Annotated in this window: 16 protein-coding genes and 1 pseudogene; 9 read left to right on the top strand and 8 right to left on the bottom strand. The window is 34.3% G+C overall.

Going from position 1 to position 23,133, the window contains the following annotated elements:
* Positions 1–65: 65 nt before the first annotated feature.
* From TERY_RS15465 to TERY_RS35190, 5 genes are all read left to right on the top strand, one after another.
* On the top strand, positions 66–434 hold the full coding sequence (locus TERY_RS15465) for an ankyrin repeat domain-containing protein (protein WP_370497233.1): 369 nt from the start codon (positions 66–68) through the stop codon (positions 432–434).
* A gap of 1,638 nt (positions 435–2,072) precedes the next feature.
* Complete coding sequence (locus TERY_RS15460) at positions 2,073–3,011, top strand: glycosyltransferase (RefSeq protein WP_011612688.1); 939 nt, start codon at positions 2,073–2,075, stop codon at positions 3,009–3,011.
* Positions 3,012–4,709: 1,698 nt separating this feature from the next.
* A complete protein-coding gene (locus tag TERY_RS15455) occupies positions 4,710–8,699 on the top strand; it encodes a magnesium chelatase subunit H (protein ID WP_011612687.1) in 3,990 nt (1,329 codons plus the stop codon).
* A gap of 107 nt (positions 8,700–8,806) precedes the next feature.
* Positions 8,807–9,019, top strand: coding sequence for a DUF433 domain-containing protein (locus tag TERY_RS28275; RefSeq protein ID WP_071820761.1), 213 nt, complete (start codon positions 8,807–8,809; stop codon positions 9,017–9,019).
* Between the two features lie 4 nt (positions 9,020–9,023).
* A complete protein-coding gene (locus TERY_RS35190; RefSeq protein ID WP_044136857.1) occupies positions 9,024–9,224 on the top strand; it encodes a hypothetical protein in 201 nt (66 codons plus the stop codon).
* 161 nt (positions 9,225–9,385) lie between these two features.
* Here the strand turns inward: TERY_RS35190 and TERY_RS15445 are convergent, their stop codons facing one another.
* Positions 9,386–11,053, bottom strand: coding sequence for an ABC transporter permease subunit (locus TERY_RS15445; protein WP_011612686.1), 1,668 nt, complete (start codon positions 11,051–11,053; stop codon positions 9,386–9,388).
* A 612-nt stretch (positions 11,054–11,665) separates the two neighbouring features.
* Between TERY_RS15445 and TERY_RS15440 the strand changes: the two genes are divergently transcribed.
* From TERY_RS15440 to TERY_RS15430, 3 genes are all read left to right on the top strand, one after another.
* Positions 11,666–12,802, top strand: a complete 1,137-nt coding sequence (locus TERY_RS15440) for an ATP-binding cassette domain-containing protein (protein ID WP_011612685.1) — start codon at positions 11,666–11,668, stop codon at positions 12,800–12,802.
* A 636-nt stretch (positions 12,803–13,438) separates the two neighbouring features.
* Positions 13,439–13,684, top strand: coding sequence for a hypothetical protein (locus TERY_RS15435; RefSeq protein ID WP_011612684.1), 246 nt, complete (start codon positions 13,439–13,441; stop codon positions 13,682–13,684).
* Between the two features lie 536 nt (positions 13,685–14,220).
* Entirely contained in the window at positions 14,221–14,592 is a 372-nt protein-coding gene (locus TERY_RS15430) for a hypothetical protein (protein ID WP_011612683.1), read from the top strand.
* Positions 14,593–14,782: 190 nt separating this feature from the next.
* Here the strand turns inward: TERY_RS15430 and TERY_RS15425 are convergent, their stop codons facing one another.
* Positions 14,783–15,532, bottom strand: a complete 750-nt coding sequence (locus TERY_RS15425) for an ATP-binding cassette domain-containing protein (protein ID WP_011612682.1) — start codon at positions 15,530–15,532, stop codon at positions 14,783–14,785.
* A gap of 161 nt (positions 15,533–15,693) precedes the next feature.
* On the opposite strand from TERY_RS15425, the gene TERY_RS15420 reads away from it, so the two are divergent.
* Positions 15,694–16,809 (top strand): metal ABC transporter solute-binding protein, Zn/Mn family, encoded by a 1,116-nt coding sequence (locus TERY_RS15420; protein ID WP_011612681.1) that lies wholly within the window; start codon positions 15,694–15,696, stop codon positions 16,807–16,809.
* 558 nt (positions 16,810–17,367) lie between these two features.
* On the opposite strand, the gene TERY_RS37095 is transcribed toward TERY_RS15420, so the two are convergent.
* The 6 genes and pseudogenes from TERY_RS37095 to TERY_RS15400 form a co-directional block, all read right to left on the bottom strand.
* Positions 17,368–17,553, bottom strand: a complete 186-nt coding sequence (locus tag TERY_RS37095) for a hypothetical protein (RefSeq protein WP_044136856.1) — start codon at positions 17,551–17,553, stop codon at positions 17,368–17,370.
* Entirely contained in the window at positions 17,531–17,665 is a 135-nt protein-coding gene (locus TERY_RS37090) for a transposase family protein (protein ID WP_370495584.1), read from the bottom strand. The genes TERY_RS37095 and TERY_RS37090 overlap by 23 nt, the downstream gene beginning before the upstream one ends.
* Before the next feature lie 683 nt (positions 17,666–18,348).
* Positions 18,349–20,136, bottom strand: a complete 1,788-nt coding sequence (locus tag TERY_RS15410; RefSeq protein WP_011612680.1) for a calcium-binding protein — start codon at positions 20,134–20,136, stop codon at positions 18,349–18,351.
* Positions 20,137–20,581: 445 nt separating this feature from the next.
* Positions 20,582–20,707: pseudogene (locus tag TERY_RS37085) on the bottom strand (IS630 family transposase); the annotation flags it as partial.
* A gap of 123 nt (positions 20,708–20,830) precedes the next feature.
* Entirely contained in the window at positions 20,831–21,409 is a 579-nt protein-coding gene (locus TERY_RS15405) for a thylakoid membrane photosystem I accumulation factor (protein WP_011612679.1), read from the bottom strand.
* Between the two features lie 371 nt (positions 21,410–21,780).
* A complete protein-coding gene (locus tag TERY_RS15400) occupies positions 21,781–23,055 on the bottom strand; it encodes a phthiocerol/phthiodiolone dimycocerosyl transferase family protein (RefSeq protein ID WP_011612678.1) in 1,275 nt (424 codons plus the stop codon).
* Positions 23,056–23,133: the final 78 nt, after the last annotated feature.

The following is a 23,133-nucleotide window of genomic DNA, read 5'->3' as shown; positions in this document are numbered from 1 at the left end:
TTGAAACTTTGCTAAGTGGGGGTGTGGATGTCAACGCTCAAGACTCAGAGGGTTCAACTGCTTGAATTGTTGCTGCTGAAACTGGCCATGTAGAGATCGTGAAAAAATTATTAGTTACTGGTTCAGATGTCAATGGCAATGACATTGATGGTTGGGTTCCTTTTATGGGTGCTGCTGCTGGTGACAACCAGGAAATTTTGCAACTATTGTTAGATGTCGGTGCTGATATTAATGCTGCTACTAATTTTGGTATGACTGCTTTGATGACTGCTGCTAGTAGTGGTCATGTTGGTATAGTGCAAACTTTACTAGAAAGGGAAGCAAATATTAGGGCAAAAAATCACAACAAATGGACACCTTTCCTCTGGGTAGGTTCAGAAGGTCATAAAGATGTAGTGGAGTTGTTGAAGCAGATGCGCGATCGTGATAATTAGTTATAGGAGTAAGGAAAAGTAAAGGGAGCCTGGGGAGTACAGGAGCTCGAAGATACACAAGCGGCATTAATAAAAATAGATTTTTCTCCCAGACCTCCCATACTCAGGCCTTATAGTATCAATTATTAATAACTTACCTTTGTATGTCCTTCCCCTACTTCATATCTCAGGATAGAAAGTTGTTGATAAATGGTATTGTCAATTCCTGCTGTACTTTATTTTTTTCACCAAATAATCTCTACTTTATAGAGTAGCTAAAGCGCCAAGAAATACAAATTTTATATTTAATTTTTTGGTCAGTTTTATTAATTGGTATTTGTCTCCTTAAGTCTAGTGTAAATTTTATTTTTTATGACCAATAGCTTCTAACAGTTATGTTTGAGACAATCTCGGCTAAAAATCTTTTTTTTTAGTAACTTGATTTTCTCAATTCCATGAAATTGTAATTTTTTTTATAGGCTAATTTTTGTCTAACTATAGTCTCCTGAATACTGAATTATAACTGCCATAAAAGCATGAAAATTTAAAGACAATTTTTATTATAAATTAGTGTTTTTATTATATAAAAATTGTGCTGTAATCAATTATGATTTAGGAAAATTAAAAGATTAAATAAGTAGTTTTCCTGAAATTGATTAGATTTATAATTTCTATTTTCAAGATATTAACTTTAAAAATTAGGGTTTTGGCATAACCGATAAATTCTCTTATATCTAATCCAAAATTATCTACAAATCCAATATTATTCAATACCTATAGTTTGATAAGCATCTAATTTAAAGGCATAATTATTCCTCCAATTACTACTTATAATTTCAATTACTAACTTAATTGACTAACCATTTATTAAAGTATATTATTTTTCCCCACCTGGTTCATTTTCAAAGTAATTTCGACTGACAACAATTACATCTGCTTTATAGCCTAATCAACTATCATTTTTAATAATAGATTATTTAGTAGATAAAGCAAAATAATCTTAGATTGTTGATTGATTAACTAATAAGTTAAGGCATTTTATTAACCACATTCAGTAATTTAAAAAAAAGTATATTTTTTTCCCATCCTAGTTAATTTTAAAAGTAATTTCGGCTGACAACAATTACATCTGGTTCATAACCTAATCAAGCATCATTTTTAACAATAGATTATTTATAAATCAAGCAAGGTAACCTTAGATACTTCATTTATCAACTAAATTCAGTAATTTAAAAACCGCAATTTTATAACTTTTACTTCTAAGTTAAGGCATTTTATTAACCACTCTATTCTGTAATTTATAGGGGTATTGAAAGTCGTATTAACAGTTAATAAACTTTTCAAAATAACTAAATTTTTTTCTGATAAACTGCCTGGAACGTAATTTATTTATTCTGAAAATTATAAAATACAGGAAACTAGAAATAATGACATTTATAATATTGTACCTAAAATTATGATGCTTGCTTTCAAGGAAGAAATACCAAATACAAAAAATAGGTTTTTATCAGAATAAATAGACTGATTATTAATAATTAATATGAAAAGTAATTTTACTCTATATAATCTTTATTCCTTGATTATAAATTATATTAATTATGCTTAGGTTGACAATCATAAAAAAAATTTGTATTATTGTTAAAATAGTTAGTAAATACGATGAAATATATTGATTATTCTGTAGTTATTCCCATTTTTAATGAATCAGAAATTATCCCTGAGCTGTGGCGCAGATTATCAGATATTTTAGACAAACTTGATAGCAGCAGTGAAGTAATTTTCATCAATGATGGAAGTGTAGATAATTCTTTAGAATTACTAAAAGAAATAAACCATAAAAATCAAAAAGTCAAAATTATTAGCTTTTCCAGAAACTTCGGTCATCAATGTGCTTTATCTGCTGGAATAGATCATGCTAATGGTAAAGCAGTTATTCTTATGGATGGAGATTTACAAGATTCTCCAGAAGCAATTATCAGTTTTTTGAGGCTTTGGCAACAGGGATATGATGTAGTATATGCCATTAGAAAAAATCGCAAAGAAAAATGGTTAAAACGATTAGCATTTAAAAGCTTTTATTACATCCAAAGAAAGTTGTCAGGAATTGTAACTCCCATGGATGCAGGAATCTTTTCATTAATGGATAGAAAAGTGATTCTAACCTTACGGCAAATGCCAGAACGCAATAAATATTTAAGTGGTTTAAGAGCTTATGCTGGATTTAAACAAATAGGAGTTTATGTAGAAAGAGGACCACGATATAGGGGTGAGCCAAAAATGTCAGTTTCTAAATTATTTAAACTTGCTTTTGATGGCATATTTTCTTTTTCTACAATTCCTCTAAAAATGGCAACTATTTTAGGTTTAGTCTCAGCAATTTTATCTTTTATTATTGGCTTAATTGGTCTTTACGTTAAATTTATTTTAGGAAAAGAATTTCTCTCCTGGGCTTATGGTTTAACTACTACATTTTTTATGGGAGGAATTCAACTACTTTCTTTAGGAATTATTGGAGAATATATAGGTAGAATTTATGATGAAGTTCGGCAAAGACCTTACTATATTATTCAGGAAAAAATTGGCTTTGAGAAACAATGATTAAGACAGAAAAAAATACTCAATCATAATTTTAAAATTTTACATTAGATAGTCATAGGTTTAGTCAACAGCCAGCAGTTATAATTAGAATATTAATTCTGACTTATAGTATGAATATTATTTATTGGAAATAATGGAATTTTATACCTAAATTATTTATAAAAACTTCCCAAAATGTCATAGCAATACCTAACTCTCACCATAATGAAAGCATAAAACTATTTCTACCCCTGATTTTTTTTCGGACTAGTATATTTAGCTAACTGGGATGTGATATATGAAATGTTAGCAATATTTCTGTTAGCTTATCTAGTCTCTGTTAATATTTAGCCTCAATAGATTAACAGTAAAATTTAATATTTTTCCTACTTTACTCATAACTTTTTGAGCCAATATTCTGATATTTTATGTGATTTAATAGGATCACAGATTTTCGGGAAATTAATTAATAGATATAAAATCTATTACTTGTATTACTAATGTAATTTCAGTTGTTTACTTTCCCCTTAATATTAAAGATAAATTCTTAATTTTTATGATGTTTTGTATGATGCTTTGTATCATCAGCACTTTTTCTGATTCTAATACCGTGGTAGCTTCGACAATTATTTTACCTTTACTAGTATTAGTCTCAGCAAAATCAAGGTCAAATTTACTGAAAATAAAATGCTTGTTCTTAAGTTAGGTAAGAGTTTTTATTACAAATATAATTATTTATTTTTATGATTATTGTAAACCATAAGTTAGTCCTATTATAATACCATATTTTCAGAATCTAGAAGAAACTTTACAATTTTTTTTTAGCCTTTCTTAGTCACTCCTTAGGTTCTAGTTCTTAAATATCTTCTTTGATTTATTAGACATTTATCAGAGGGTTATAAATAGGAATATTTGTATTGTTATACCTAGATCTAATTAAACATATTCAAGACAACTTTATGTTCAAGATAATGATAGGTTAGATAATGATTAGTATCTACTATACCTTGAGTACTTTAATAACTTTGATTGGTAGAGTAAGTCTAGGAGTTAAAAGTACTTTCTCTTTAAAATATACGACTTTTCCTATCTATAGTCTACCTAAGCCTTCCTACAAAAGCTTAAGGTTTTGTTTAGAAATAGTCTGTTAATAATTGAAGCTTTACCCGAGAAAAGCATTCTTTTTTTTACCCTTAGTATTACAAATATTCTCCAGTTATAGTCTGGAAATTAGCCTGGTCTATACAGGCTATTTCTGCTCAGGAACTTCTGAAAACCTTACCGGAAATCTAACCGCGAGTTAAAAGGGGAGTAGAGAGAAAAACTATAGTAGCTAGGCAAAACTATTTTAAGTCCTCAAAAAAATTATTATTCAATACACTTTTTGTCTCCGATGAACTAAAGATATTTATAACAAAAGGGTAAGTAGAGAGTTGACTTTCTCCGGGGGGCAATAAGAAGAGGCTTGACTTCCATAAAACAATATTAACTTTTCCATTTATCAGAAAAATTTATCATCTACTTAATTCATCACAAAATATTAAGTTTAAAAGATATACATAATCTTATATAAATTGCTTTTAGTCAATAGATGTAACGAAAAATTTAAAAGTTCTTATCGAATTGTGTCAAACTAAGACTTTACCCTACCTTTGTTTAAAATTTTTTGATATTTGATAGTAATACTTATTTATTATTACCCTCAAGGAGCAACACTTAATGTTCACATCCGTAAAGCCTACTGTTCGCCACATTGTCCCAGCAGACTTAAAAGGGCGATCGCTCTTAAAAGTCGTATATATAGTTTTAGAAGCTCAATATCAAAGCTCCCTCTCAGCAGCAGTGCGTTCTATAAATGAAAAAAATCCTAATCTGGCCATAGAAATAAGTGGCTATCTAATTGAAGAACTCCGGGACCCAAAAAACTATGAAAACTTTAGGCGAGAAGTTTCCGAAGCTAACATCTTTATAGCTTCCCTAATTTTCATTGAAGACCTAGCAGAAAAAGTCGTAGAAGCCGTCACACCCCATCGCGACAAACTTGACGCTGCTGTGGTTTTCCCTTCCATGCCACAAGTGATGCGCCTGAATAAAATGGGAACATTCTCAATGGCCCAACTAGGCCAGAGCAAAAGCGCCATTGCTCAATTTATGCGGAAGCGGAAAGAAAAATCTGGTTCTTCTTTTCAAGACGGAATGTTGAAATTACTACAAACTCTGCCAAAAGTTTTGAAGTATATGCCTCTTGACAAAGCCCAAGATGCTAGAAACTTTATGCTGAGTTTCCAGTATTGGTTAGGAGGTTCCTCGGAAAACCTGGAAAATTTCCTGCTCATGTTGGCAGACAAATACGTTTTCAAAGACCAGAAAAAAAGTTCTCTACAATATGTCGATCCTGTTGTTTATCCAGACATGGGTATCTGGCATCCCCTGGCGCCCAAAATGTTTGAGGATGTCAAAGAATATCTCAACTGGTACAACAACCGTAAAGACATTTCCGAAAATTTGAAAGATCCCCTGGCCCCCTGTGTTGGTCTTGTCTTGCAGCGAACCCACCTAGTGACAGGAGATGATGCTCATTATGTTGCCATGTTGCAAGAGTTGGAAGCAATGGGAGCGCGAGTTCTGCCTGTATTTGCCGGAGGATTAGATTTTTCTAAACCGGTCGATGCCTACTTTTGGGAAGTGGTAACTAAAGGAGTTGAACCTACACCATTAGTAGATACGGTTATTTCTTTAACTGGTTTTGCATTGGTAGGTGGACCTGCTAGACAAGACCATCCAAAAGCGGTAGAATCTTTAAAAAGGTTGAACCGACCCTACATGGTAGCATTACCTCTGGTTTTCCAAACTACTGAAGAATGGCAAGAAAGTGACCTTGGTCTCCACCCCATACAAGTTGCTTTGCAAATAGCTATTCCTGAACTTGATGGGGCGATCGAACCTATCATTATGTCTGGGCGAGACGGAGCAACGGGAAAAGCGATCGCTCTCCAAGACCGTATCGAAGCTGTAGCTCAACGCGCTCTTAAATGGGCAAGTCTTAGACGTAAACCCAAACTGAATAAAAAAATTGCTATTACTATTTTCAGTTTCCCTCCAGATAAAGGGAATGTGGGTAGTGCTGCATATTTAGATGTATTTGGCTCTATCTATGAAGTTGTGAAAGCACTCAAAGGCAATGGTTACGATATTCAAGACTTGCCAGACTCTGCAGAAGAATTAATGAAGCAAGTCATCCAAGATGCTACTGCCCAATATCAAAGTCCGGAGCTCAATATTGCTTACCGAATGTCAGTTCTAGAATATGAACGTCTGACACCATACTCGGAAAGGTTGCATGAAAATTGGGGACTACCTCCAGGAAACCTGAATAGCGATGGCGAAAATTTACTTATTTACGGTAAGAGTTTCGGAAATGTTTTCATCGGCGTCCAACCAACATTTGGTTATGAAGGGGACCCCATGCGGTTGTTATTCTCCCATTCTGCAAGTCCCCATCATGGTTTTGCTGCTTACTATACCTATTTAGAACAAATTTGGAAAGCAGATGCAGTCCTACATTTCGGTACTCACGGTTCTTTAGAATTTATGCCTGGCAAGCAAATTGGTATGTCTGGACATTGTTACCCGGATAATCTCATAGGCAATATTCCCAACATCTATTATTATGCTGCAAATAATCCTAGTGAGGCAACTATTGCTAAACGCCGGAGTTATGCTGAGACTATTTCTTACTTAACTCCCCCTGCAGAAAATGCTGGTTTATATAAAGGTTTGCAGGAGTTGAATGAGTTAATAGCTTCCTATCAAACTTTGAAGGATAGCGGGCGAGGTGTTCCTATTGTTAACACTATTATGGATAAATGCCGGATAGTGAATTTAGACCAGGATGTAACTCTGCCGGAAAAAGATGCTCAGGAGTTGACCGCTGAGGAACGGGATCAAGTTGTTGGGGATGTTTATCGCAGGTTGATGGAAATTGAGTCCCGGTTGTTGCCTTGTGGTTTGCACGTTATTGGTAAACCTCCTACTGCTGAGGAAGCGATCGCTACTTTGGTAAATATTGCTAGTTTAGACCGGGAAGAGGAAGGGATAACTGGTTTACCTCGAATAATTGCTAATAGCCTCAACCGGGATATTGAGGAACTTTACCAAAATAATAATAAAGGTATTTTGGCAGATGTGGAGTTACTTCAGAATATTACGGAAGGGACTCGTGCTGCTGTAGCGGCATTAGTGCACCAACAAACTGATGCTGAGGGTCGAGTTTCGATGGTGGGTAAACTCAATTTCTTTAATATGAGGAAAAAAGCACCTTGGATAGAAGCTCTGGAAGCAGCAGGTTTTCCTGATGTTGATGAAGAAGCTATCAAGCCTCTGTTTGAATATTTAGAGTTTTGCCTAGAACAGGTTTGTGCTGATAATGAGTTGGGTTCTCTGTTACGAGCGTTTGAAGGGGAATATATTTTACCAGGACCCGGTGGCGACCCCATTCGGAACCCTGATGTTTTGCCTACTGGTAAGAATATGCACGCTCTCGACCCCCAGTCTATTCCTACTGCTGCTGCGGTTAAGTCGGCAAAAACTGTAGTTGATCGTTTATTGGCACGACAGATGCAGGAGAATGGTGGGCAGTATCCAGAAACTATCGCTGTTGTTTTGTGGGGAACTGATAATATCAAGACTTATGGTGAATCTCTTGCTCAGGTGATGTGGATGGTAGGGGTTAAACCTGTACCTGATGCTTTGGGTAGGGTGAATAAGCTGGAGTTAATTCCCCTTGAAGAGTTGGGTCGGCCCCGGGTTGACGTGGTGATTAATTGTTCTGGTGTATTCCGAGATTTATTTATTAATCAAATGAATCTTTTGGATAAGGCTGTGAAAATGGCAGCAGAAGCACATGAACCGGAAGAGATGAATTTTGTTCGCAAGCATGCTCTCAAGCAAGCTGAAGATTTGGGAGTGAATTTACGTCAAGCTGCAACACGGGTATTTTCTAATGCTTCCGGTTCTTATGCTGCAAATGTAAATTTGGCGGTGGAGAATAGTACTTGGGAAGATGAGTCGGAATTACAGGAAATGTATTTGAAGCGCAAGTCTTTTGCTTTTAATTCTGATAACCCAGGAATGATGGAGGATAACCGGAAAGTTTTTGAGTCGGCATTGAAAACTGCTGATGCGACTTTTCAGAATTTAGATTCGTCTGAGATAAGTTTGACCGATGTGAGTCATTATTTTGATTCGGATCCGACAAAAGTTGTGGCAACTCTCAGGGGTGATGGTAAACAACCAGCTTCTTATATTGCGGATACGACGACTGCGAATGCTCAGGTACGGTCTTTGTCTGAGACGGTGCGTTTGGATGCGCGAACAAAAATGTTGAATCCAAAATGGTATGAGGGGATGTTGTCTCATGGTTATGAAGGTGTGCGGGAGTTGTCTAAGCGTCTGGTGAATACTATGGGATGGAGTGCGACTGCAGGCGCGGTTGATAATTGGGTTTATGAGGATGTCAATGAGACGTTTATTCAGGATAAGCAGATGCAGCAGCGGTTGTTGAATTTGAATCCCCATTCGTTCCGGAAGATCGTAGCTACATTGTTGGAGGTGAATGGTCGCGGTTATTGGGAGACAGGTGAGAGTAATTTGGATCGGTTGCGGGAGTTGTATCAGCAAGTGGAGGATCGGATAGAAGGAATAGAATAATTAGTTGATAATGGATAATGGATAATTGATAATGAAAAGTATCTCTAATTATCAATTATCCTTTAAATTAAAGATTACAAAAATCAAAATATAAAAGAGCAAAAACTATCAGCAATAATTTAATCGAAATATCTCCAGAAATATTATCAGGAACACCAGTCTTTAAAAATACTCGCGCTATCTTCAAAACTCTTATTGATTATTTAAGTGCAGGGGAAACCATAGCAGACTTTATTGATGATTTTCCTACGGTTACTCAAGAACAAGCAATTTCTCTATTAAAGTTAGCTCAAGAAACATTATTGAAACAAACTTATTAAAATATTGCTGGATGAGTGCTTACCTAAAAAACTCAAAAAAGAAATCATAAATCATCAAGTAATAACAGTTCCCGAACAAGGTTGGGCAGGAATAAAAAATGGGGAATTATTAAAATTAGTATCATCAAGTTTTGATGCTTTTATAACAATAGAGGCTTTGTGCAACAAAGCTGATGAAACTGATAATTTTATAATACTCTTATAAAGAATTGTAGCTAATTTGAGAGCACAAAGTTCTTCTAAAAAATGATTTGCTTTCAATGCTGAAAATATTATCCGAAACCTGCTAAAACTTAACAGATAAATGAATGCTAATGATCAGTTAACATGTTAATTCTTTCTAATTAATTAGGGCTGAGAGCTTCTCTAATAATCTTGATATTGACGAGACTTGGCAATTTTTAAGCTTAATATAATTACCGGTATTATTCCGACCAATACAATTGCTAAAGCCGGACCGGCTGCTTCAGTAAGTCTTTCATCAGCAGCCAAGTTATAAACTCTTACTGCTAAGGTATCAAAATTAAACGGACGAATTACCATTGTTGCCGGTAACTCTTTCATGACATCTACAAATGTTAACATTGCTCCTGTTAATAACCCACCCCACATCATGGGTACATGAACTTTAATTAAAGTCTTTGTAGAACCATAACCTAAACTCCGGGAAGCATCATCTAAACTTGGTTTAATTTTCACTAAACTTGATTCAACAGCACCAAATGCTACTGCCATAAATCTGACTAAATAAGCAAAAACTAATGCTGTAATGGTGCCACTCAATAATAAACCAGTCGAGATGCCAAACATGGAACGCATAAAACTATCAATAGCATTATCAACTGTACCAATAGGAATCAAAATTCCTACGGCAATAACAGAACCAGGTACAGCATAACCTATGGCTGCAATACGAGTTGATATACGCATTCCCAAATTTTGATTTAGACGTACTCCATAAGCCATGATCACAGCGATCGCCACTCCTAAAATAGCGGTAATTCCTGCTAAGGTCAAGCTATGGGAAGCATAGTCCCAAAACCGACCCCGAAAGCTGGCTCCACTTTCAGTTATAGTCATTTCTAATAATAATCCTGCTGGCAAGAGAAAACCCAAAAAAACTGGCAATAAACAAGCAAAAGATGTTGCTATTCCTCGTATTCTATCTAAGGGAAATTGTTGTAAGTTTTGTTGTTGACTGCTAGTTTGATAATATTTTGCTTGCCGACGCGACCACAGTTCGAGCAAAATTAGCCATAAAATAAATAATAGTAACATTGCTGCTAATTGTGCTGCTGCTACTCTTTCACCCATGCCAAACCAAGTACGATATATGCCAGTCGTAAATGTATCAACTCCAAAATACTGCACCGTACCGAAATCATTGAGGGTTTCCATTAGTGCTAGGGCTAAACCTGCCATTATTGCTGGTCGAGCCAGAGGTAAAGCTATTGTGAAGAAACTACGCCATGGGTTTGCTCCTAGAGAACGACTAGCTTCTAAAGTACAGGTTGACTGTTCTAAAAAGGCGACTCGCGTTAGTAGATAAACGTAGGGATATAAAGTTAGGGTTAACAGGGCGATCGCTCCGCCCAGAGAACGAATTTGTGGGAACCAATAATCACTGATACTAGTCCAACCAAATATTTCTCGCAACCACATTTGTACAGGGCCATAAAATTCTAGCAATTCTGTATAGGTGTAGGCGAGAATATAGGCGGGAGTTGCTAAAGGTAATAACATTGCCCATTCAAATATACGGCTCCCTGGAAAACGACACATTGTGATTAACCATGCTGCTCCTACTCCGATGATTGAAACTCCACAACCTACTCCTAGCATTAATATAAAGGAGTTCAGGAGATAACGGGGTAAAACTGTAGAGGCTAAGTGACTCCAAATTTCTCCTGTATCAGAGAAAATACTGCTCAGGACAAATACTACAGGGGCTGAAATGAGGCAGGCGATCGCTACAACAAATATTGTCGAAGCATTCCAGTTGAGACGGTTAAATTTTTTCATTTGACCTAACATTTTAATTGTATATATTAAAAAGGTTTACATAAACTTAATAAGAATTTTTCAGAACAATTAGGTGATAATAATTTTACAAAAAATCACTTTCTAGACGACTTTGAGAACTATTATATATATTCTCAAATTTTCTTTAAGATTGAGTTTCTCCCATAACTGTTGGTAACCCCCCCAATGTTTGTTCATAAACCTAGTTTTTACATTGAGTTTTGACTTGATTATTTATGACTTTTGACCATAAAATCAAGTCAATAGCTTTTTCTTTTCTGAAAATGAAAAAAATAAATGAGAATTTTTCTTGAAATAATGGCTATAATAATTTAACAATAAATAGCTTTGTAGATGACTTTGAGAACTATTATATATATTCTCAAATTTTCTTTAAAATTTGGTTTATTCCATAACAGTTGGTAATTCCACAATGTTTTTTTATAAACCCAGTTTTTATATTAATTTTTGACTTGATCACTTGTGACTTTTGACGATAAAATTAAGTCAGTAGTTTTTACTTTTAAGGAAATGAAAAAAATATTCAATTCAGTATTTCAAGTTTTTAGCTTCAGCTAAAGGTACTGATAACTAATAACTGAAATGACGGAGGTTAAGAAATAAATGACCAAATCAGTAATTCTCTATCTTGAGAGTGTGAGCAAGAAATTTTCTCGGAGTACTACCACTGCTGTCCAAAATGTAAATTTAACACTATACCAGGGAGATATACTAGGCTTATTGGGACCTTCAGGCTGTGGTAAAACAACTTTATTGAGAATAATTGCTGGATTTGAGGAACCACAGTCAGGTATTGTGACAATTAATGGCCGGTTAGTTGCTGGTAAACATGATTGGATAGTACCGGAAAAACGTAATGTTGGTATGGTCTTTCAAGATTATGCTTTGTTTCCCCATCTGACTGTAGCCAAAAATATTGCTTTCGGATTACATAATTCTGGGAAAAAGTCAAGCACACAAATTAATCATCAGGTAAGAGATGTTCTGGAGTTGGTAGGTTTGTCTGATCTAGAAAATCGTTATCCCCACGAGTTGTCTGGAGGTCAGCAGCAACGAGTAGCTTTGGCGCGTGCTTTGGCGCCAAATCCAGCTTTGGTGTTATTGGATGAACCTTTGAGTAACTTGGATGTACAGGTGAGGATTAGATTACGCCAGGAATTACGGGATATTCTTAAAAATGCAGGTGCTTCGGGAATTATTGTTACTCATGACCAGGAGGAGGCTATGGCTATTTCTGACAGAGTGGCAGTTATGAGAGCTGGATCTGTAGAACAATTTGGTACACCAAAGGATATTTATACTGAACCTGCTTCTAAGTTTGTGGCGGAGTTTGTGACTCAGGCTAATTTTTTGCCTGCACATCGTCACGACCAGGTTTGGGAAACGGAAGTGGGTGCTTTTGAGTTGACAAATAATAATGTGTTTGGTGGGGAAATTGATAGTTTAGATGAGTTTGATCGTCTTGAGTTGATGATCCGTCAGGAAGACTTGATTTTGAAAGCTGATAATGAGGGGTGTATAGTGATTCGCGATCGCCAGTTTTTGGGTCGTGAATTTCGTTATTGTTTACAAACTGAGTCTGGAAAAGAGTTAATTGCTCGTACTACTCCACAGGTGGCATTAAAAATTGGAGTTAAAGTAAAAGTATCTATTGCTGAAGATAACTTGCGAGTTTTTCCTACAACAGCTGAAGAAAAGCCTGAAAAATCTTCTGATCTAGTCGGTAGTAGGAATTTTTGATGGATATAGGTGGGGAGTTTGGTCTCCAAACCCCCTACAATATTAATTGATCATGGATAATGGATAGTTAATGACCCAACAATAACTTAAGTATGGTGTGGGCTTGTACTATTTTTATAAGTCTAGAATTGACCCGATGAAGGAATGAAAATTAAATAAGAGCCAAAAATCAACACAGTAATTATAGACTAATTGTTATATTATTTGAAATTCTAATTATATTAATTCTATAAGTCCCTATCCTAAAAAAGTAAAGCTATAAATGAAAAAACTGTATAAATCATGATCGGAAAAAGAGCGTCGTCGCTATACTGCGATAGCAGCACTCAAACTGGGGTGAGGAGGTATAAATTATATTATCCTACTATTTGGATGTGACTAGTATACAATTCGATTGGGCATAGATAAACTTGATGATTATTCAGCAATGAGTATTCCTAAAAAAGATAATCTTTAGCTGCGCAAATTAAAGCAACGGCTGAATAATTAGATATATTAATACTTGCTTTTGAAAAAACTTCTGAGGTTATTGAAGATAATGGTTATCAAGAAATTAAACATAAAAAATATTTTGCTCAAGAAATAAATAAATTATTTGAAGATAAAAAAATACCAGATGAGCTTTATCCAAAAGATATGAGCCGTTTTTGCGATAACTTATATCGTCTGTTAATTAATGTAGTTGAAGAAAAAAAGATTAAAGAAAAAGCTAAAAAGGTAATTCAGAAAATTCAATCAACAAAAACAAGTCTAATTCCACGGAGTATTTCATTATTTCAATATTTCATTAGTATTTTGATATCAGATAAAATAATTGATGTTTCTACAAATAAATATTATTTTCACATAACAAAAGAAGTTATAGATCTTTCAAATGGATAAAGATTTTGAACGTCTTTTTGGGATTTAAAATAATGATTAAAATTGAAATGTTTATTAATGAAGTGTCTTTACAAGAGCAATACTATACCTAAAAATAGTTTGAAGAGACGGCCAAAGTTATCAAAAGTATTTTTGAAGATATTAATAAATTAAAAAAACAACATATAAGCACAAAAAATATAAGCATAAAAACTTACTCGACTGAAGCTATTAAAAATTATGAAGCAATCAAAGGCAATAATTTTAAATCTAGTTTAAATCAGATTAAAGACAAAGGCTTAAAAACGTCAATTATCAGTATTATCTGTAATAAAGCCAATTCCAAGGATTGGCAAAAAGAAAGAATTCATTCTGAACAAGATAATTTTGATTATATTGATGGTGAAGATTACAAAGATGCAACAAATACATCTTTAGCAGAAGCGGCACAAAGACAATTAATTAATTTAGACTCAAAGTACTTATTAATTAATTTTAGAGATTCTTGTTTTCAATGTCTAAGTCAGGAGATTAGAGAATGCAATTCTATCTCTATTGTGAAAAATAATGATACAGAAAATCTAAGTCAATTAGATAGTATTGATCAGAAAGTTGGATTACAAAACTGGTTGGAAAAAAGTTGTCAATTAAGTCAGTTAAACTATGATGAATCTTCCAGCTCTCCACCTACAGATACTCAAACAATACTAAAAGATACTCATAGATTTAAACGAACTAAAAATCAATATGATGGTAGGACAATTTATGAAGAGAAAGAAACAGGATATCTTTGGTATGTGGATAATCTACATTATGGAAAATCTGCTCATTTGGAAGTTTTTGATAACACAGGTAAAAATCATATTGGAGAATCAGATTTAGAAGGAAAGATTGATAGAACTAAATCTGATATAAAGAAAAGCATTTAATAAGTATCCCTTACATTTTAGTTGAATTGAAATAAATATTTTAAAGATAAATTTATCAAGTTAATGATGTTATTGCTTCAATAATTACTTGTTAAAAACTAAATATAAAAAATAATATAACAAGTAAAAATATGATCATAATCAAAAAAATTAGTGAGAAGCTCTTCCTACTAAACAAAATCTAGAACGTTCAAGCAACTTGCTTTAAGGACTCCGAAAAGAAACCTACTTTACCCCCATAAGCACGATACAAATTTTCTTCTTGTAATACAATTTGTCGATTGCCAACAGCAATTAACTCTTTATTTAACAGAATCAAATCATCAAAATTAGTAATAGATTTTCCCAAATCATGATTAACAACTATCACAACTTTTCCAGCTTTAGCTAACTCGTGAAAAATCTCAAAAATAATATTTTCAGTCTTCTGATCAACCCCAACAAATGGCTCATCAAAACAGAAAATATCTGCTTTCTGAGCTAAAGACCGCGCTAAAAAAACCCGTTGTTGCTGACCACCAGAAAGTTGACCGATGGGGCGATCGCGATAACTATCCATCCCCACCCTTGTCAATGCCTCCAATGCTATCTGGCGACTCATCCTAGAAAAGCGACAAAACCAACCAGTCTGATGGACTCGACCCATCATTACCACATCCCAGACAGTCGCAGGATAAGTCCAATCAATTTGCGATCGCTGAGGAACATAGGCAACTCTGCCTAACTGTTTCTGAAGTGATTTGTTATTGTAGATTACAGAACCTCCACTCACCGGAATTAATCCCAGCATTCCTTTTAATAAAGTACTTTTTCCTGCTCCATTAGGGCCAATAATACCTGTTAACCTTCCTGCTTGTATCTTTAGGGTAATGTTTCGCAACGCCTCAAGGGTACGATAATGGACTCCTAAATGACTAATTGTAATTTTGTCCTCATTCATTAATTATAACTCCTATCAATTATCAAGTATGATTCTTTGAAATCTTCTCACTCATAGAGATACCTCTCAAATTTTGACCCTGGAATATGAGAAATATGAAAGTAATATGATATAAATTATGAAAAGAATATGAAAAATTGTCAACTAAATCAAAATTAAACATGAAAATTAGTAGATATCTGTTCCAAATTAATTTAACTAATAATGCAGTGAGAAAAGGCTTCACTCGGAACAGGAAACAGGAAATATATCTGAGTGGTAAATACACAAATAATTTGGCCTACCTGCTTAATATTTCTACTCAAGATTTGAAAAATACAATTTGGTCAATGTTAGGAATTTTATTAGGATTATGGATAAGTGGTTGTGCTGCCCCATCTTCAAATATTTCCCCTGAGAGTGAGAATAAACTCTTAGTAGTCTCTACAAGTACGATCATTGCTGATATGACAGAAAAAATAGGTGGAGATGAAATTGAGCATCAGGGAATTATTAAACCAGGGGCTGACCCTCATATTTATGAACCTGTTCCTACTGATAGTGTGGCTTTTGAGAAAGCAGATTTAATTATTTATAATGGCTATAATTTGGAACCTACTTTAATTAAACTTATGAATGCTGCGGGTATAAAGGCTCAAAAGTTGGCGGTGGGGGAAAAGGTGAAGCCTTTACAAAATTTGGGTAAGGGGGAGTTAGTGCCAGATCCTCATGTTTGGGGTGATGCGGAAAATGGAATTGTAATGGTGAAAGGTATTCGGGATGCTTTAATTGAGTTGTCACCGGAAGATAAAGAGGTGTTTATGGAAAATGCTGCCAAATTAGTTGAGGAGTTAGGGCAGGTTGATATTTGGATCATGGAACAAATAGGAACTATTCCGGAAGGTCAGCGCCGACTGGTGACTACCCATGATGCTTTTGAGTATTATGCGAAAGCTTATGGTTTAGAGATGACTGGAACTTTGATTGGGATGAGTACGGAGGAGCAACCTAGTGCGCAGACTGTAAAAAATTTGGTGAAGGAAATTAAGAAAAGTGGAGTACCTGCTATTTTTGCGGAGACTACTATTAATCCTAAGTTGATTACTACGGTAGCTCAGGAAGCTGGGGTACGGTTAGCTCCTAGGGAGTTATATTCTGATTCTATTGGGGCTCCAGGGAGTGAGGGAGATAGTTATACGAAAATGTTGGTGTCTAATACTCAGGCAATAGTTGAAGCTTTGGGTGGGGAATATACAGCTTTTGAGTTACAAATAACTGGAACTTTAGAAAAAAATTAACTAAACTAGGTTAAAATTACTATATCTTGTGGCTTTAATAGACATCTCCAAAAATTATCAAGCATTTATTGTAACTATCTTTTGGGGAGCGATCGCCAGCTCCATTAGATAGTCATTTTTTACGGGCTTTATAGTATTACAGATAGTTACTATTAGTTATTTACCATTTTTATCTAGTTTTTTATTATTTTTTTTTGCAAAATTTCTAATTTATAAGAATATTAATTCTCCTCTTATTAATCTGACTAAACCACATATTTTAAACTACTTTTTCATGATTACTATCTTTAAATCTCAATCTTTTTAGTACCGATATAAATATTTTTATCAGTCTTATTATATTTTATAAAAATATTCTTTTTTGTGTTTTTTTTGATTCTCTTTATTTGCTTATTCTGACATTTTATAGCTTATTTTTTTTCGTTTTGCTTGTTGATTTTTTGACCACTTTGATAGCCCTTATCTCCTTGAAAAATTTGTTCTCTATCCAACTTTTTTGTGTTTTTTTGAATAACTTTATATCACCTTTTCGACCTCTTTCTCCTACTATTATATATACTATTTTTCTGCCTTTTCTGTGATTACTATTTGATTTGTAAACCTATGAATTTTTGGCTTTCCTGAATAATACTTTTTCTGTTTATCATCATATTCTATTTCTGTCAAAGCCTCTTTTATCCATAAATATTTGTTTTCTTTTCCCGAGAATTCCTCTAGTAAACTAGATGGTAATAATTCCCTCAAAATATCTATCTAAAGCCTGAAAAATATTATTTGCTGTTGATGAGCTAACTCCAAATATTACTCCTAGTCGCCGAAATTTTGGTATATGATACAAATAATATAAGCTCAACATTATCTCTTATGTCTTGCTTAAAGACTTTTTTCTTCCTCCTCCTGCTTTGATTAACCTTTTTTATTGGCTGGCGATCGCCTATCTTTATTTTTTCAACTTTTGAGGTTTTTATATTGATTTTATTAGCTATTAATCTCTAATACCAATAATTATTTTTGTTTCTTTTGGATGGTTATAAATATATTCCAATACATTATTCATTTGGAAACAGGATATATATAATTAGCCACTACAATTTTACCCTAATTTTTATTTTGGAGAGGTCTATTAGATAAGTTAGTCAAGGAAAATTAATTAGCTAAATATTTACTCAGAGAAATTTCCCTAGCTTATACTTAACATGGTAATCAAAAACTGAATTTTTTCTAATTCAATTTATCAGAAAAAAATATTTAGAAAAATTACAAAAATATCAAAAAAATCTGCAGAAAGAGTCTCATCTTCAGGCGATCGCAAAGGTACTTAACTATTCCTAAAAGTAATGATGGTTGCCGATATGGGTCCAAATTCACGGAGAAACAAGTAACTCAAAACGATTGTAGGATAAAGGTTTAATGGCTTAATGGGAATATTGAAATTTGAGATAATTTGTGATTATTAGTGAAGGTGTTGGTTAGATACCCTAAACAACACCTCCTCTTTCAGTTGATTTTTATATCAATTGTTGATGATAGACATAATTCTCAACCCATACCAGCACCATCCCCAAAGATATCTGCTATTAAATCTGATTCTGTAACCAGATCACCATAAACAGTAATTGTTCCTAGTTTATCTAGGTGGTGGGCTCCACCATTAGCCCCTTGATCACTAATTAAATGAACAATAGATCCACTTCCATCATCAAGCTCTTCAATTTTTTCTACTTTTACTGTATGACCCTTAATCTCAATTTTATCCCCTTCACTTCTATTAAAGTCAAGGATGATATCATCACCAATACTATCAACCCAGTGATCATGGACTGAACCATTTTCGCCAGCGATTTGTTTATGCAAGTTCATATTATGCATATCTTGGTGCATATTGTGCATATTGTGTTTCTCAATAATCTCAGGCTTGGCATTCATCAACGGTCTAAATAGGAAAGTATCAGCCCCTGATCCTCCAGTTAAAGTATCATTAGCTTCAAAAAAGGGTTGATCTGGATAAACCTTAGATTCATTTGTCTGTTGGGCAATTTCAGGTTCTCCTGCATCACTATAACTAATGATGAGGTCATCACCATCACCTCCTATGAGCTCGTCTTGACCTCCACGACCACGAAGTATATCATTACCCGTATTTCCTTCTAGTATGTCATCCCCACCACCATCATCAATGGTATCATTATCATCACCACCATAAAGTTCATCGTTTCCTGCTCCTCCGTACAGTATATCCTCTCCTTCTCCGCCTGAGACTACGTCATCCCCAGAATCACCAGAAAGTAAATCATCACCTGCATTTCCTTCTATTGAGTCATCTCCAGCATGACCTAAAACTGTGTCATCATCCGCACCTCCTTCCATTGCGTCATTCCCATCATTACCATAAAGCTCATCTTGACCGTCTTCTCCCTTGATCAAGTCATCATCAGGCCCTCCATAAAGTTTGTCATCACCTTCTCCTCCTTCTATGGTATCGTTTCCTCCTCCTCCAGTCTGCATATCGTTTCCTTCTCCCCCTGAGACTAGGTCATCCCCATCACCACCATAAAGCTTATCATCACCTGCATTTCCTTCTATTGAGTCATCTCCAGCATGACCTAAAACTGTGTCATCATCCGCACCTCCTTCCATTGCGTCATTCCCATCATTACCATAAAGCTTATCTTGACCGTCTTCTCCCTTGATCAAGTCATCATCAGGGCCTCCATAAAGTTTGTCATCACCTTCTCCTCCTTCTATGGTATCGTTTCCTCCTCCTCCAGTCTGCATATCGTTTCCTTCTCCCCCTGAGACTAGGTCATCCCCATCACCACCATAAAGCTTATCATCACCTGCATTTCCTTCTATTGAGTCATCTCCAGCATGACCTAAAACTGTGTCATCATCCGCACCTCCTTCCATTGCGTCATTCCCATCATTACCATAAAGCTTATCTTGACCGTCTTCTCCCTTGATCAAGTCATCATCAGGCCCTCCATAAAGTTTGTCATCACCTTCTCCTCCTTCTATGGTATCGTTTCCTCCTCCTCCAGTCTGCATATCGTTTCCTTCTCCCCCTGAGACTAGGTCATCCCCATCACCACCATAAAGCTTATCATCACCTGCGTTTCCTTCTATTGAGTCATCTCCAGGATGACCTAAAACTGTATCATCGCCTTCTTCTCCTTTAATTGTGTCATTCCCACCATTACCATAAAGTTCATCATCACCTCCTTTACCTTCGATAATATCATTTCCGGAGCTTCCATACGCCTTATCGTTTCCTCCGGTACCATATAGCAGATCGTCTTCTCCAGTACCATAAATATAGCTATTAGACATTTTCTAACTCCTTAGTTGCAGTTCAAAAGTTTTAATGTTATTTATCTATTTATATATAGTAGGAAATAAGTAAAAAAAAAACAATTAGAGAAACTGCTTAGTTTCAGCTCAACTAAGTTAAATAATATATACAAGCCTAACTCAGTAATTATTACTAAGAAAAGACCCAAAATAAAAATAAATATTCAAAATTTTTTTAGAAAAGTTAAGTGAACATAACTGGGGGGTAAAAAAAGTTGACTAAGAAGTCTGATGACCAAAAATTTGCCAAAAAAGATGAATCTAGCCCTTATCAATAATACTTATTTAATGATTATAAATAAATTAATTTTATTGTATTATAAACATAGCTATAGTAATCTGTATATTAATTGTTGCCAAATTTTATACTAAAAAAGTTGGAGAAAATTGAATATTTGATCATGGCAAAAAACTTAAATAGCTACTTAAATACTTGACAATAACTGCAAAAATTATCAAGTGGTATGCTGAAGTTTTGGGCTGGTAACCAAATATCTTCTACGGGGTTTTGTTCGGGGGCATTCGGATCACACTTTGTACAATTTATCAATTATGGTTTTTAACATATAAATTTCAGTCTCAACCCTCATCCAACAATAGTTTTGAGGGGCTTTTCACCCCCTGAGGGCGAATGGCTATTTGTTCCTACTTCTGCTATATCGCCCCATTGATATTACTCTCTCAACTCAACATTAATTTCATTAACAATTCGACGTTTAAGTTCAGCAGACTCAGAACGCGGTAATAAATCAAAAACTTCTCGAAAAACATCGTCTATTTTTTCAAAAGAAACTTGACCTTTCTCATTGATCACAACTTCTCCTTGTTGGTTAATTAAAACAGTTTGAGGCACAAACCCTTGATAGTAATAAGCTACTTTTGTAGAATCATCAGTCACAGTATTAATCATAGCATCTACATTAACAGGAATAAAATCTGCTGCACGACCATAGAATTCTTGAAGTTGAGAAACCACAGCCGAAAATTGCTTACAGTCTTTACTATCATCAAGAAAAAATACCAGTAGGGCAGGTCTAGAATTTTTTAAAGAATCTTTTAATTTCACCTTAGCAGGTACAAGAGAACCATTACCAGCATAAAGAGCAAATATATTACCATCAAATCTATCATCATTTAGACTAGCTAAAGCAGTAGGTATTGCTATTAGCAGTAAAAAAAAGATTGCTAGTAAAAAACTCAACAAACTCAAGAAAATTTTTGGCCATGAAAAACGTTGTCTTAGATTCAGCATTTTTTATAGGTATTAGGTTTTATCATTAACTTTTCCCTTGGCTAAGGCCGAAGAGGTTCTAAAATGATACTTGGTAAAGGGGCATTAACCCTTTGCTTTCCATTTTTTTAGCTGACCATAATTTTAACCTCTGGGGATGAGTCATGTAAGCATTTAGTTGTTGAATGCTTGCTGAGTTATTTAAGTTATAGTTAGCTTCCTAAAGTAGGAACTGGGTTTTTCATGTCCTGTAGCGAAACAGTTATCAGTTATCAGTTATCAGTATCTCCCATTGAAGTATCTACCTGAAATATTTATGACAAATCTTTTTTTTACTTTAAAAGGTGAGACTATTGATTTTACTACCATATTAGTCACCAAATCTAATGTATTTAATTACAAGATGTTACTAGATATTCTATTGAATCTTTAACTAGCTTTTCTATAACAGTCTGACTAACTAAAGGTTGAGTGTATATAAAGTTAAAAGTTATTTGGTCTTGAAAAGTTGAAACACTAACATTAAAAGTACTACCAAACATTTTATTTGATGAACCAAAACTAATTTCTTCTAACTGAAATTGACCATATTTCGATGAAATTTTCACCTTGCCAATATTAGATACAAATATAGAAGAAATAGTTTTTTCGGGATTCTTTAATATCATGTTTATAGCTTCAGAAAAAAACAAAACACGATGGTAAATTTCTGGTGTTTTTAGTTTGGCTTTAATTTCCTCTGTAGCTTGTCTTGCCAAACCCCAAAATGACATTTTCTGATTAACTTTGTGAAAACACAATAAACTAGAAACTAAGAAAGCCATCTGTTCATTACCAATAGGATAATTTAGTCTTTTTCTCATATCTACAGCATGATAGCAACTAAAAGAAAACTCTTTATCTTCTGGCTCTAAATTTTTAGCTAATGCCAGCATCATTGCCGAACAAATAGCTCCTTGAACAGTCACTTTTTCTGATTTACAATGTTGAATAAGTTGTTGAGTTAAACTGGCATTTAATTGTTTTTGAATTAACCCACAAGTACGTTGTTTATAAGGTACATATTTTTCAAAAGGAAGAGTATCTATTGGCTGTCCTAATTCTGATATTAATGATTCTGTATTATTTTGTATATTGTAATCAGCAATTATTTTTTCGAAACACGGAGGGGGTGCTAATTTCTCAACTTCAGGAATTTGGTTTTCTGATACAATTTTTTGGCAAAAGCTCAAAATTTCTGAATATAAATGAACAGCAGAAATACCATCTATGATTGCATGATGAATTCTAGTAATCAAATAATTAGTTGTACTTTTTTCAGTTGGTTTAATTAGAGTAGCTCTCAGCAATACTTTTTGGTTTTCCAGCTTTGTGTTTAACTCATTAACAAAAATAGTTTGCCAATATTCAGGTTCAGAATTAAAAATCACCTCTAAAGGTATTTTCTCTGTACCTTCAGTTTTAAATATTAGGTTATCTAAAGGTCCGACAATATGAGAATTTAATAGAGGATGACGAAGTTGAACTAATAAGAGCGATCGCATCAAAACCTCTGGATCAAGAAATCCTTTGATTTTACCAACCACTACAACGTGCAATGAGTTTGCCTGACTTTGAATAACTTCCAAGGCTTTTTCTAGGTCAACAAGAGGTCTATCATTAGTCATATTTTTCTTCTAAATTATATTCAATTATCCTAAGGGATATATAGCAAAAATCCCTAAGAATTAGTACTATATACCCCA

It is taken from the genome of Trichodesmium erythraeum IMS101 (assembly GCF_000014265.1).
Classification (GTDB): Bacteria; Cyanobacteriota; Cyanobacteriia; order Cyanobacteriales; family Microcoleaceae; genus Trichodesmium; species Trichodesmium erythraeum.
This window is presented reverse-complemented; position numbering and strand designations above follow the sequence as displayed.